The following is a 12540-nucleotide window of genomic DNA, read 5'->3' on the forward strand; positions in this document are numbered from 1 at the left end:
GAGCGGCCCGGTGTGAAACCGGTCCGGCCGCCGCGCCCTGATCGGCGCGTGCTCTCGGCGTCGCCCGTCTCCCGCGAGGATTCTTCGCTCCGGTTCACCGGCCCCGTCGCGGGGCGCTGCCTGGGCCGGGCGGTGGGGGCGGTGACGTGGGCGGTGGTGTGGCACGGCCGGGTCCGGGAGGTGTCGGAAACGCCTGCCGCACCTGATGCTGCGGCGGTGGTGCCGGGAGGGGGCCAGCTTCCAGCAGCGCGCGCTTGGCCTCGAACGACCCGGCGGCGGCGAACCGTCGCCAGACTTGCTCGGCGGGTTCCGGTGGCATCTGCGCCTGCTGCAGCGTCGCGGCGAGCTGACGCACCAGCGGGTTATCGGCGCGCCGCACGAAGCTGTCGAGCACCCGGTTGAGATCTGGATCGGACGTCGTTCCCGTGCCGACCCAGGCCCGGACCTGGTCCGTGAACCGCTGCTGGCTGGCCAGCAGGTCACGCGTCCACGGCTGTCCTGCGTCTCGGCGGGCAGCCGCGTCGACTGCGGCGTCGTGCACGGCGAGCAGCCCTGCGGCCTTGACCGCCTCCCGGATGACCGGATCCGAGAAGGCCGGGTCGACCATGATCGGGTTGAACCCGCCGAGGGTGTCCGGGTCGTCTCGCTGACCGATCTGGTGTGGGCCGGTTGCGATGATGCGTCGCGGGGTGTCCAGCGGGCCGTGCAGCGTGTCCTCCAGGACACTGATCGCTTCCTTGCTGGCGAAGGTCAGCGCCGGGTCGTCTGGCAGCGTCATCAACAGATCACCGTGGGGAACCTCGTCCGGACCACGATGCATGACGTAGCCGTGCTTGCTGCCCGGGTGGGGATCACCGGGGAGTTGGCTGAGAAACGCATACCTTCCGGTGAACGCGGTCGCTGGGTACGCGGCACTGAGCAGTTCTTGGACTGTGCCCTTGAGGCTGCTGTCGACCAGGGTGACGGTGCTGCCGGGGAGTCCGATGGGGATTCCGGCCTGGCGCAGGTATCGGGTCAGGTGCCGGTAGGAGCCCGTGACGTCTGCCGGGTCCACGCGACCGCGGGCCCCGCGGAACCCGTCGATCTGTGAATAGGACCCGCCGGTATTGACCTCGAGGTCCTGCAGTGCGGCTTCGACCACCACCCGGGACAGCACGACGACGTGGCAGGACCGGCTGAAGAACACCGGATCGAGCGCTTGGGCGGCGATCGCGTAGCCGTGGCCGTCACGGCCAAGGAACGCCACGCGCCGCCCTTGGGCGGCATCGGCGCGCAGGTCTGGCAGCATCTGCGCGGCCACCGACACGAAGAACGGTGCGTGATGGCGGCGGAAGACGTCGTACGCCGTCTCGACGGCCCGCCGGCCTGCCGCGTCGAGGCGGTAACCTGCGGCGAGGTCGGTGATGCGGCGATACGGTTGCTCCGACTCGTTCACGACAGCCGGCGGTTCGAAGCGTCAAGCGCCGAAGTCAGCCACGTCATGAATGGCGCATACCGTGCGGACACGCTCAACCACAGCGGCACGCCATCGTCGGACGCCATCATCCGACCGATCTCGTCCAGGGTGACCGCGACCTTGTCGGACTCCACGAAGGGCAACTCAAGAGCGGCGGACAGCGTCAGCGCGTCGTGCTGCATCGTGTGCGGGTAGAACCGTTCGAACCAGCGGTCGAGGTGCGCAACTGCCAGCCTTGCCCACGCCGTGTCCGACGCCGTCAACGTCTGATAGAGCGGACTCTGCACGGTCAGCTCCGTCTCGGGCGTGAAGGTCACGTCCGAGGTGACCCACTCCGCCGCTGGCAGCAGCCCCGCGTCGACCGCTTGGAGCACGGTGCGCGCCGCATCGACGTCGAGGCGGACGTTGTGCTCCGCACGGGTCGGGTCGCGGTAGGCCAACGCCCCACCCATCTGCGTGACATGCAGTCGGCGGGCCACCTGCGGTGCTTCCCGGATCACGGTGGCGAGGTTGGTCATCGGGCCCAGCCCCACCCAGCGCACCGGGCCGGGCGCAGCCGCGCACACCGCGGCCGCGGCCGCCACGACATCACCAGGCTGCGCACCGACCGCGGCGGGCATGAGCCCGTCGACGCAGAAGTAGCGCGTGTCACCGAGGGATGCGCCAGCGACCACCGACACATCGGCTCGACCACAGGCGTCGAGCAGCACCCGGGCGAAACGGCTGCGCTGCCCAGACCCGAACGTCGGCCCGGTCTCGTCGCTTGTTACGACCAACGCCAACTCGGCAACCTCGCCGGCGGCGGCCATCAGGGCCAACGCATCGTCGGGATCACCGCCAACATCCGTGTCGATGATCATGGGTACCCGACGGAGGTCCACCGGCCATTGCCCGTCCTGCCGCATCTTGGTGCTCAACGCGCCCAAGCCGGTGCCGCGCAACAGCTCCCCCGCTTCGACCAGCGCCTGCCAGTCCTGACGTACCTGCTCGGCACCCAATGCCCTTGCCGCGGGCGAGTCTGCCATGCACGCCCCCTTCCCGGTGCTCAGCCTAGCCACGACCCGCTACCAGCTCTCTGACCAGGCGTGCAACGCCACCCTCGTTCCTTGAGGTCGTGGGTCCCGCTGCCGCCCATGTGCTGAGGATCTGCCTGCTCCTGACGGACCGGTCGCGCACCAGGCCGAGCGGGCTCCCTCGCGCCGCCGCCAGCGAGCACGAGGGCGTCGGGAAGTCGCAGCGGGCGGTATGGCGTTGGGCCGCGCCCGCCCGACCGGCGTCGGCTGATCGGGGTGCCCCGCCGACCTGGCCAGCGGTCAGCGAACCGCACACGTACCGTTCGGCTGCTCGCCGTAGACGACATGAAACCGCGTCCGGGCCAAGGTGGCCCGGACGCGGCGTCGCCGCTGGGAGCTGACGGGCTGGACTACAGCGTGGACAGGATCTGCGCGAGTCGCGGTGCCGACGAGTACAGCGGGCCCAGGTGGCTTCCGGTGACGGTTCTGACGTCGGTCGGGTTGCTGGGCGTGGCGGTGTTCGCTTCCTGGATCATCCGGTTCGACAGTGCAGGCGGGATCGCGTTGTCCTGCGAGAAGCGGATATAGGTGCGGGGAACACAGCCCCAGGTGCTGATCGCGGGTCGGGCGTCGGCCCCGAGCACGGCCAGCGGCTCGTCCGAGTTCCAGGACCGCGAGTAGGCCGTGTACACCTCGTCGGGCACGTCGGCGAACGTCGCGGCCTTCGCGCCGGCGCGATAGGTCAGGTCCAGGGAGCCCCAGTTGACCCGTAGCGCGCCGACGTCCAGGGGATTGGCGACAAACAACGGGTCCAGCGGCGCCGGGCTGGTCAGCGCTTCCGGGGTCTGGGTGTAGGCGTATGCGCTCGGCAGTGCCACCGGCATGAACGCAGCGATGTACACGACTCGACGGATGGTCTGCGGAGCCGCGGCCGCGACCTTGCCGATCGTGAGTCCGCCCAGGCTGTGGCCGGCGAGGATGATCGGCCCGTGGATGCCAGCCAACTCGGTGGCGATGCTCAGGGTGTAGTTGATGTAGTCATCCAGCGTGTTGCCAGCGACCGGAGAGGGCTCCGTGGCGAGCGCGGCCAGATCCTGCGCGAGGTAGGAAGCCGGGAACTTCGCCTTGGTGCCGTGTCCCGGGAAGTCGATGGCCAGGGCACGGTGACCCCGGATGTGCAGTTCCTCGAGGAGCGGGTGGAAGTTAGAGGCGTTGCCCCAGCCACCGTGGACGAACAGGAAGGTGCGTCGGGCCGCCGACGGGACGGCGGCGCTTGCCGCCTCGCCACCTCCCGACACAGCCAACCCGCCAGCGGCCAGCAGGCCGGCGGCTGCACCACCGCGCAACAAGGTTCTGCGATCGAAGGTCATCAAGCGACTCCTACCTGGGTGGACTTGGCCGGCGGTGCCCCGCGTGGGCGCGTCCGGGGGGATGCCAGGGGCGATGGACGATGGACGATGGACGGAGTTGCCGGTTCGCGTGCGGCCGAGCAAGCCAGCGGCCGTGGGCGACGCGGAGCGATGGGAAGGCACCCTCTGCCGCCTCACCGCACCCCCGCTCCCGATGTCGCATTCCGCCCGTGATCGTGACGATTGGGGATCAGTCTCGGGAGCAAAGACCGCAGCGGACAATGCCGATTCGCGCCACGCCGTAGTCGATTCGCGCCAGGTGTTGCTCGTCCGAATCCGGAGACTCACCGATGTGGGTGCCACCCATGCGGACGAACGCCGCGGCGATCCAGGCCGCTCGTCGCGCCGGTGTCGCGCCGGAGCAGATCGATGGCCCCGCTCGGCGGGTGTCGCGGGCCCGCCGGGCCGGCCGGGAACCGGAGATGCCCGGCGGTGAACCCCGCACCTCTCCAGCACCGCCGGGGCTCACCATCGACGAGGTCGACGCGCTGCTCGCCTAGGCCGACTCGCATGGTCTGCCGGTCGGCAACGCGGCGGTGGATCGAGGTCGATCTCAGGGGTCGCGGCGCTGGCCGTACAGGGTGCCTTTGGGCGGCGTCTCCGGCAGCCGGAGCATCGCCGCGCCGAGATCGGTGGCCGCGCGGACGAAGTGCTCAGCGTCGCCGCCAGAGCGGGTCACACGCCGATTGTCGCCAGTGCTGCGCAGAGCCGCTCAGTGTCGGCAATCGCCTGGCGGCAGTCGGCCTCGGTGATGGTCAGGCGTTGCCCGGCCCGGGCGGTGCTGGACGGCACCCGGGTCAGGTACCTGGCGTCGACGACGCCGTCGTTGTGGGTGAAGACGTGCCGGGCCGCCCACACCTGCTGCAGCCGTTGCCACACCGCCACGCCGACCGTGTCACGTAGGTCGGGGTGGCCGGCGTCGACGAACAGGGTGGCGGTGTCGTCGAGGCGCTGGAATACGTTGCCCTTGCCCTGCACGCGCTGGGCGGCGTCGGTGACGAGCGCGAAGAATGTCGTCTTGGCCAGGGTCTCGACCACGCCGACGAGGTTCTCGATGGTGTCGACCCAGAGCCGGGTGAGGCCGCCCTGCTCGCGCAGGGCCGCAGCGGCCTCGGTCGGTAGCTGGGCCAGCGCGTCGAGCCGGGTGGTCTCGGCGGCGAGCGCGTCCCGGGCCACCACTGCGGCCGGCAGCGGGCCGCAGACCGGGCAGAAGCGGTGCTCGCCGAACACGGCGTAGCGCACCCCGCAGCCACCCGACTGGCACTGTCGGATCCGGATGAGCTGCTCCTCCTGGATGGCGGGCAGCGGCTTCGGCCGAAACGCCGGGCGGCGGGCGGTGACCGTGATGCTCAACCGGAGCCCCGCGCGGCCGCCGCTCGACGAGCGCGGCCGGCGGCGGGTGCGGCCGCCGAGCGCACGGTCGAGCAGTTGGTCGACGATCTGCTCGCCGACGTCGTCGACGGCCCGCATCGCGCGGGCGTCCTGCTGCTCGGTGCGGAAGTCGGCGCGGTCATCGTGGTGGCCGCAGTAGACGCACCACAGCTGCAGGTCGTCGGGGAGGGCGTCGTAGTCGTCGCCCTGCATGCGGAACAGTCGCCGGCACGCGGGGCACTGACGGCCGAAGAAGCCGTCCGCGTCGTTGGGCATGCTGACGCTCAGCTCGTAGGTGCTGCCGGACTGCCCGACCAACCGGGCGCCGTCGGCCATCCGGAACCCCCGGCCCTCGTGTCTCCACACAGCCAGTCATTGTCCCGGGATGCACCGACATTTTTTCGCCGGGTTTGCCCCCGCCAGCCGACGCACAAGATGGTGGAGTGCCGCAAAGCGGGCATCTCGTCCACCTGGTCCTGGTCCGCGGGCTGCCGGATGCTTTGTTTCTGACGGACAGCGCCTGCTCGGGGTCCTGAGCCGTCCGAGCAACCTGGTAGGGCAGGGAGGCTCACACCGTGCGGCGCAGGCGTTCCGTGAGGACGCTGGCCGCGCGCCCCGCGGCGACGCGGCCGTGCAGCAGGATCATCAGGTCCTCCACGGCGCACGCTGGCGGCGTGTAGTCGAGGGCGGCGGCCAGGTGCGGGTGGCGCTTCGCCCAGACGGTCAGGGAGCGGGTCAGGGCCTCCTCCATCGCGTACGGCGGGCGCGGGGCGGCGGCGAACGCGGCCAGGAGGCGCTCCCGGTACGGCCAGTACGACCAGACCTTCGTCTCGTCCACCAGCTGGGCGACGGCCTCGTTGCGCTGGTACACCACGGCGAGCTGGATCGAGTCCACACGCCCGTCGCGGATCAGGTCGTCGATCAGCGGGTGGCGGGCGTGCGCACCGGCCACCTCGTAGAAGGTGCTGCGGCTGCCGCCCGGCTTTGCCGCGTCGACGATGCTCTTCCAGGTCAGCGGGGCGCGCGGGGCCGACTCCACCAGACCGGCCACCGCCAGGAAGTACATCGTCTTGGTCCGCCAATGGCTGCGCTTGGCCGAAGGGTTGCTGGACAGCCTGCGGTGCCACCGTCCGATAACGGTGTTGTCGAGTTCTGGCATGGTGATCGTCAGGCCACCTCGCCGTGAGGGGGACGTGTCGGCCGGCTGCGGCGGATCGACCATCTCCAGCACGGTGTTGACGACCCGGCCGACAACGGCCTGGTCCGCGATCACGTCGCCGACGTCGCTGCTCGGCGGGAACACCGTGCTGAGGACCTCAGTCACCGCGGCGGACGGCTCGTCACCGGCGCGGAGCCGGTCGGTGATCGCTTCCACGGCCACCGACGCCAAGGCCCGCAGCTGCGCGTCGGCCGCGTCGTGCGGATCGGTCAACAGCAGCGGGGCGGGTGGCTCGTCCGACTCCCCCTGCAACCGCGCCAACGGCGCCGGCTTGCGGCCGAGCGGCTGCTCGACGTATGCCTCGTACCAGGTGCGACGCTGCCGCATGGCCGCGAGCACACGCTGGATGTCCGCCGCGGTGGCCTGGACGTCCAGAGGCTTGCCCGTCAGCTCGGCCCGGCTGTCGGCCCAGGCCTGCATCGGCCACACCTCCACACCGGCGGTGGCCGGGCTGCCGACCCAGATCAGGATCCTTGTAGCAAGGTCGACCAGCCACGGGTCACCACCGAGCCCGTCCCGCAACCAGCGCGGGACCCGCGGCCGCTGGAGCGCGCCCACGGCGGACCGTCGACGGCGGTGCCCATCGACGGTGGCCGCGGTCAACCGCGACGCGACCCAGCCCTCGAGATTGGCGATGGGCATCGTCGCGTTGCGGAATACGTCGTCGATGACCGCCTCAACGTCGTCGTGGTAACGGTCCAGGCAGTCTGGTTCGAGCGCCCGAACCGACTGGCTGCAGGCGAAGTGCCCACGCCCACGCTCGACCCTGCTGGTGAGGCCGTGGAACACCACCGGCGCGACGATCTCATAGACCGCCGCCATGACCGCTCGCCGCTGCGCACCGGTCACCGCCGCGTAGTGGCTGGACAGCTGTCCGCACGTCGCAAGCCCCAACACATCAACACCCCGGCTCGCGTGTGGCGCTGCCCTGAGTTGCACGATCACCATCGAGGCCTCCTCCGCTGCTGCCGGGGCGCCTCCAGTTGCCACCGGCGGGCCCACTCGTCTTCCTCGCCGCCGCAGGCCCGGACGAACGCGAGCGTCACGCCGAACGTCGGCAACCGCCGTCCGCTCGCCGCCGCGCACAGCACGGACCTGCCGTAGTTGACCTCCACCGCGATGTCCTCAAACGTCTTCATGCTGTTCGCCCGCAGCTCCCGCAGGCCGTTCGCGAAGTCCGCGAACGGCCTGCTCGGGTCGATGGGGGTCTCCCGCCTCCCGACCATGTGTTCGACCACCCGGTCAGGCGCTGGGAGCGGTCGGCCGCAGGACCAGACCGGTCACCCGGCGGGCCAGCTCGGCGGTGCACCAGGCGGCGGCGAGCACGACCGCCAGACATTCCGGAACCGGGTAGCCGAGCCGCACCACCGACACGACCAGCGCCAGCACCACGACCAGGACCGACACGACGGTCTTGGGCGCGACGTGCGGCAACGTCAGCCGGCAGCCGACCTCCACCCCACCCACGGTCGCGGCCGCGGCGACCGCGGCCGCCTGCACCGGCGGAACTCCGTCGGCGAGCAGCGCACCGGCCGCCCCAGCGGTCGCAGTCAACACCGCCAACCGCGTCCGCAGCACCAGATCAAGATAAGCATGCGACGATACACCGGACATCAGTTCGATGTTCCCTTCGGTCGATAGGCCGGACACGATGTGGTGCCGCATGCTGGAACCTGCCCGCGACGATTGGCGTCGTCGCGGACCCGGCATTGACACCGGACCTCATCGTGGCCTAGTCGAAACCGGTAAGCCAGAACAAGACCCCGATTATCGAGATCCACTCCGCAAATGCGAACAACGATGATCCACAAGTCCCGGACATCATCGGGGGCCTGATAGCCGGAACGCGGTCCGTCAGAGCATGGTGAAAGCCCGACGTCGCGTCTGTTAGGCCGGACACGCCTCGGCACTGCGGGGGCCGCTGTTGGCGCAGCGGCCCCCGCGCCCAACCCGTGCAACGAGCCCGGTTCCCACCACGACCCGATCGCGTACGGGCTCGCGTCTCGCGGCCGCGGCGGAAAATGGCCCACGACCCAGAGCTCTGCGGCAACCGGCGTGACCCAACCCTCTCCGGCATGATCGCAGGGCTGGCCGACTCGCCGGGCAATCGTGACCTGGATTGACCCGGATCGTCGAAGACTGGTCTCGTCATCGGCCGGTTCACCTGCAGTGTCGTGCTCATGCTGGGCGCTGCCGTCGTACGCCACCGGCAAGTAGCCAGCCGCCCAGGTCTGTCAGGCTCCCCAGTGGGGTCGACCGTTTCGCCTGCGGTCACATGCCACCGAAGCCATGGCCGGCCTTGGTACCCTGCGAGAACTTCCATATGGCGGCCGCAGCTGGTGTCCGTACGGGCACTGCACATGGCAGCCCTCGCGAGGGTCCGCGCCGACCTGGTACGGACCCTCGCGGTCCTTGCTGATCCGTGGGGCGTTGGCCTGGCCGAACAGCCGATCGCGATGTCCGGAGGCTGGCCTGGATCAGCTGGCCGCCGCCACGTTGCCGTTCGGGGATTCTCCGGCGGCGGCCAGGGCGCGCAGGCCGCGGAATGGGATGTGGGTCCGGCTCGGGCGCAGGCGTAGCCCGGAGTCGGCGACCTCGACGTTGGCCTCCCGGTAGACCAGCAGGACCTCGCGCAGGTTCGCGGCGAAGTCGCGGCGGAACTGCTGTCGGCCCTGCTTGGTGTCGGCGAGGTTCGATCCGAATTGCAGCATGAGCATCTCCCACGACACGACGGTGGGCTTGCTCAGGTATGACATCCGCCAGGTGAGCCACGCGTAGATGTCCAGCCGCATCGGCGAGCCACGCAATGCTGCTATGGCCGCCATGTTCAGCGGCACCGGATGGTTGATGATCTCCTGGTAGAAGTCGCGCGAGAGCACAATGGTGGACGGGAGCAGCGCTTCCTGACCATCGTCGCGGTCGTTCCAAAACAGGTCCCAGTGCAGTGCGACCGAAATCTGTGCGGCCCGGTCGCGGTTGGCGCCGCCGTCGACCTCGACGCTGAGCCTGGCCTTCAGCAGCCGTTCAGCCTGGTCCCGTAGACGCGTGATGGTGCCGGTCTTGCCGCCGGTCGGGCGCAGGCCGAGTTCGCCCATAAACTCGGTCAGGTTGGTGCCGAGGACGAGTTCGTGGGAACGGGTCTTGACCGCCTGGCTCGACATCCAGATCAGCAGCAGCCGCGGCAGGATGCCGTACGGGTAGATTGGCGTGTAGGTGCCGTCCGGGTTCTTGCGCCGGCCCGGCTCGACCATCAGGGTGACGACCCCGTTGCGGCGGGTCCACTCCGGGATGGGCCCAGGGTCACGGTACGGCAGGTTCGTCTGGGTGAGCAGGCGCGTGAGGTAGCCAATGTCGGGGTTCTCGTCGTCCCACACCTCGACCGCGGCCCGCAACCGGTCCATCTCGTCTCTTCGCTGCCTGGGCATGGGCGGAGGTTGTCACGATCCCCGGCGTTGCCCAAGCCTCGCGTGGCCGTGTCGCGCAAAAAGGTCGTTGACCTGCGGCGACGTTACGCATAACTTGCCGACCCGCTTCCGGCGTTCGCAGCCGTTGCCGGCGGGGCTGGGCCGGGGCCCACGGTGGACGCGCATACCTTGCCGACCGTGGGTCCAGCCACGGAGATGCAGCTCGTCGAGGAGATCTGCCCGGCGCCGTCCTCTGCTTCGTTGACCTGACGGTTTGCTCTGTAGGAATCTGCCGACCCGTTCCGGACCGGTGACCGCCACGCCGGTGCAGCGGCGGGTCACGTCGAACGTGTGGACGCTTCGCATATCAGGCCGACCGTGAGCACCACGGTCGGTTCGGTTCGGGGTGGCCTGTGGACGGCAGCCTTGCTGTCCACGCATAACCTGCCGACCCGGTTCGGGCGCGCTCGCCGGTGTCGACGACTGCGCATAACCTGCCGACCTGCGAATCGGATCTTTCACCAGTAAAGCGGCAAGTGCATCGGTGGGGCGATGTGCGTCCTTGCCGGAGGACACCGGTTGTCCACGCATAACGCGCCGACCGCTCCGGACCCCGGGTCGGCTGTCCACACATACCTTGCCGACCCGGTCCACAGCAGTGGACATCGGGCCGCTTGTCCACGCATACCTCGCCGACCGGATCCCGACCAGCCTGTGGATAACCGGCTCGACGCGTGGTGATCCACGCATAACCTGCCGACCGACGCCGCTCGGTGCTGCGCGCCGGCCGCGCATAACCTGCCGACCGGTACGCATACCAGGCCGACCACCTGCCGTGTTTCCCCAGTTCAAGTCGGGCTTTCTCGGGCTCCCTGTAGTTCTTTCCTGTAGATGTTCTTTACCTGTAGTCGGCCAACGTCCCCTGGGGACAGCGCCCAGCTCTCGCGATGGGTCGGATTCGCGGAACACAAAAATGTCGTACCCGTACGTCACCATTGATGGCTGTGACGACTACGGCCCGGCCGGGCGGGCTGAATCCCGGGCATCTGTGGTTGGCCGACGACGAGGACAAGCTGGTCGTGTCCGTGCTGGCGCCCGAGGTCGCCGGACCCTCCCGGCACGACACCGCCGGTCCGGTAACCCTGGTCACCCCAGACCCGGTAACCCGCCCCGGCGGAATGTACGCAACCCGGCCTGCGGAAGTCGGCCTGCACACCCCGCGCTCCGGCGGCGCCCGGATCGGCTGGGTCGGGACTGCCTGCTCGGTAGCCGTCGCCGCCGGCGGCACCTGGGCAGCTGGCCCGTGGACCGGCGCGGTCGTGGCCGCGGCCGGCATCGGCCTCACCGCGTGGCAGGCGCTGCGCCGATACACGCGGACGGCCCGCCGATGGGACGTGGGTCACCAGGTGCTGACCCACTACGACGATCGCGACGTGATCGAGCGTGCCGCCCAGAACGTCCGCGCCGCAGCCGTGGCCTGGCCGCGGCTGCGCGGGCACGTGGCGCTCGACGACCCGTCGCCCGTGCTGGCCCGGCAACTCTGGGAGCTCACGATGCTCGTGGGCGAGCGGGCCAGCACCCGGCGGCTCCGGCAGGACCTGGCCACCGCCAGCGTCGGCGTCCCGGCAACCACCTCGACCGCGCTCGAGCTGGCCGACCGGATCGCCCACGTCGACCAGGACCTCGTTCAGGTCGAAACCGTCATCGCCCAGCGGCGAACGTGCTTGCAGCAGCTGGCCAGAGAGGTTCACGCGTTCGTCACCGAGCAAGACGCCCTGGCCCGGGCCCAGGCGACGATCCGTGCCACCGACCAGCGCCGTGGCCGGCCGTCGACTCAGCTGGCTGGAAACACTGCCGGTGACCTCACCGACCACACCACCGCCGTGCTCGCCGCCTACCGCGAGCTCACCCACCCGGACCGGTAGGCGGGGTCTCGTCGGCCGGCAGCGTCAGAACCGACGCGCAGTCCTTTCCGCGCGCCGCCCGGTGCACGGCCACTGGTGCTGCCGCCAGCGACTTGAGGGCGGGCCGAGCGCGGCACCGGCTCGGCGGGGCGGACGAAGACACCATCCCTGCGACCCGACCCAGCAATTCCGACTCATTTGGCACGTACGTTCGATAGCGTGTGGCGATGGAGTGGGTCGTCAGGTACAGCCTCACGATCACCTGGCGCAGCGCCGAAAACTCGCCGGTCGGCGCCGTTAGGTACCAGACTGTCGTCAGCGCCGGCCGACTCCGCCAGCTGGTCGACAAGGCCAGAGCGGATGTCCACGTCATCAGCGTCCGCTACCACACCGTGCGGCGCCTCGACGGTGCGCCGCCGGAGCAATGCCCGGCCGGACACCCGTATCCGACCGGCTACCTCGACGCGGCGCGAGCGTGCCGCGGCTGGATCCCATGCCAGTGCGGCGGCCACCACACCCGGGTCTGCCTCCACCGGGGCTGCCTCTCCTCCCGCTGGATCGGTCCGGACCCGGACGACGACGTCTGCACGCCAGAGGTTCTGGCCTGGATCACCTCGACCCCCGAGCAGGCGGCCGCCGCAGCCGCTCGCCGGGTCAGCGCCATGGCGCAGCGGCGCACATCGACGTCAACCTGAAGCGTCGGCCCGGCCCGCTCCGGCGCGCGACCGACGCCGACCGGCTGGCGCCCCCGGTCCGGACCTGCC

The 12540-nt window shown here is 70.1% G+C and carries 12 protein-coding genes; 3 read left to right on the top strand and 9 right to left on the bottom strand.

The features are described 5' to 3' along the window. Positions 1 to 94: 94 nt before the first annotated feature. The 3 genes from IEZ31_RS12785 to IEZ31_RS12795 form a co-directional block, all read right to left on the bottom strand. Positions 95 to 1435, bottom strand: a complete 1341-nt coding sequence (locus IEZ31_RS12785) for an ABC transporter permease (RefSeq protein ID WP_190250023.1) — start codon at positions 1433 to 1435, stop codon at positions 95 to 97. Then, a complete protein-coding gene (locus IEZ31_RS12790) occupies positions 1432 to 2481 on the bottom strand; it encodes a nucleoside hydrolase (RefSeq protein WP_190250024.1) in 1050 nt (349 codons plus the stop codon). The genes IEZ31_RS12785 and IEZ31_RS12790 overlap by 4 nt, the downstream gene beginning before the upstream one ends. A gap of 398 nt (positions 2482 to 2879) precedes the next feature. Continuing rightward, positions 2880 to 3839, bottom strand: coding sequence for an alpha/beta fold hydrolase (locus IEZ31_RS12795; RefSeq protein WP_190250025.1), 960 nt, complete (start codon positions 3837 to 3839; stop codon positions 2880 to 2882). Between the two features lie 344 nt (positions 3840 to 4183). On the opposite strand from IEZ31_RS12795, the gene IEZ31_RS12800 reads away from it, so the two are divergent. Next, positions 4184 to 4378: a hypothetical protein gene (locus IEZ31_RS12800; protein ID WP_190250026.1), complete on the top strand. Its 195-nt coding sequence runs from the start codon at positions 4184 to 4186 to the stop codon at positions 4376 to 4378. 53 nt (positions 4379 to 4431) lie between these two features. On the opposite strand, the gene IEZ31_RS58170 is transcribed toward IEZ31_RS12800, so the two are convergent. The 6 genes from IEZ31_RS58170 to IEZ31_RS12825 all read right to left on the bottom strand — a co-directional run bounded on the left by IEZ31_RS58170 (position 4432) and on the right by IEZ31_RS12825 (position 9869). Continuing rightward, the gene (locus tag IEZ31_RS58170; RefSeq protein ID WP_268241661.1) at positions 4432 to 4557 is read right to left on the bottom strand and encodes a hypothetical protein; all 126 of its coding nucleotides are present in this window, start codon (positions 4555 to 4557) and stop codon (positions 4432 to 4434) included. Beyond that, positions 4554 to 5615: a hypothetical protein gene (locus IEZ31_RS12805; protein ID WP_190250027.1), complete on the bottom strand. Its 1062-nt coding sequence runs from the start codon at positions 5613 to 5615 to the stop codon at positions 4554 to 4556. Before IEZ31_RS12805 ends, IEZ31_RS58170 begins: the two co-directional genes overlap by 4 nt. 202 nt (positions 5616 to 5817) lie before the next feature. Beyond that, positions 5818 to 7365 (bottom strand): hypothetical protein, encoded by a 1548-nt coding sequence (locus IEZ31_RS56560; RefSeq protein WP_229834847.1) that lies wholly within the window; start codon positions 7363 to 7365, stop codon positions 5818 to 5820. Between the two features lie 44 nt (positions 7366 to 7409). Continuing rightward, complete coding sequence (locus tag IEZ31_RS12815) at positions 7410 to 7694, bottom strand: helix-turn-helix domain-containing protein (protein WP_190250028.1); 285 nt, start codon at positions 7692 to 7694, stop codon at positions 7410 to 7412. Between the two features lie 16 nt (positions 7695 to 7710). Continuing rightward, on the bottom strand, positions 7711 to 8046 hold the full coding sequence (locus tag IEZ31_RS12820) for a hypothetical protein (protein WP_190250029.1): 336 nt from the start codon (positions 8044 to 8046) through the stop codon (positions 7711 to 7713). Positions 8047 to 8945: 899 nt separating this feature from the next. Then, positions 8946 to 9869: a replication protein RepA gene (locus IEZ31_RS12825; protein WP_190250030.1), complete on the bottom strand. Its 924-nt coding sequence runs from the start codon at positions 9867 to 9869 to the stop codon at positions 8946 to 8948. Between the two features lie 1001 nt (positions 9870 to 10870). Here IEZ31_RS12825 and IEZ31_RS12830 point away from each other — a divergent pair. Both IEZ31_RS12830 and IEZ31_RS12835 read left to right on the top strand, forming a co-directional pair. After that, the gene (locus tag IEZ31_RS12830) at positions 10871 to 11797 is read left to right on the top strand and encodes a hypothetical protein (protein ID WP_190250031.1); all 927 of its coding nucleotides are present in this window, start codon (positions 10871 to 10873) and stop codon (positions 11795 to 11797) included. A gap of 206 nt (positions 11798 to 12003) precedes the next feature. Beyond that, positions 12004 to 12471 (top strand): hypothetical protein, encoded by a 468-nt coding sequence (locus tag IEZ31_RS12835; protein ID WP_190250032.1) that lies wholly within the window; start codon positions 12004 to 12006, stop codon positions 12469 to 12471. Positions 12472 to 12540: the final 69 nt, after the last annotated feature.

Origin of the sequence: Dactylosporangium sucinum (assembly GCF_014647515.1) — a bacterium.
Lineage (GTDB): Bacteria > Actinomycetota > Actinomycetes > Mycobacteriales > Micromonosporaceae > Dactylosporangium > Dactylosporangium sucinum.

Excerpts from the sequence above, each read along its gene's own strand:
- IEZ31_RS12790 (WP_190250024.1), bottom strand. The coding sequence starts at position 2,481 with ATGGCAGACTCGCCCGCGGCAAGGGCATTGGGTGCCGAGCAGGTACGT.
- IEZ31_RS12795 (WP_190250025.1), bottom strand. The coding sequence starts at position 3,839 with ATGACCTTCGATCGCAGAACCTTGTTGCGCGGTGGTGCAGCCGCCGGC.
- IEZ31_RS12800 (WP_190250026.1), top strand. The coding sequence starts at position 4,184 with ATGCGGACGAACGCCGCGGCGATCCAGGCCGCTCGTCGCGCCGGTGTC.
- IEZ31_RS12815 (WP_190250028.1), bottom strand. The coding sequence starts at position 7,694 with ATGGTCGGGAGGCGGGAGACCCCCATCGACCCGAGCAGGCCGTTCGCG.
- IEZ31_RS12825 (WP_190250030.1), bottom strand. The coding sequence starts at position 9,869 with ATGGACCGGTTGCGGGCCGCGGTCGAGGTGTGGGACGACGAGAACCCC.
- IEZ31_RS12830 (WP_190250031.1), top strand. The coding sequence starts at position 10,871 with ATGGCTGTGACGACTACGGCCCGGCCGGGCGGGCTGAATCCCGGGCAT.
- IEZ31_RS12835 (WP_190250032.1), top strand. The coding sequence starts at position 12,004 with ATGGAGTGGGTCGTCAGGTACAGCCTCACGATCACCTGGCGCAGCGCC.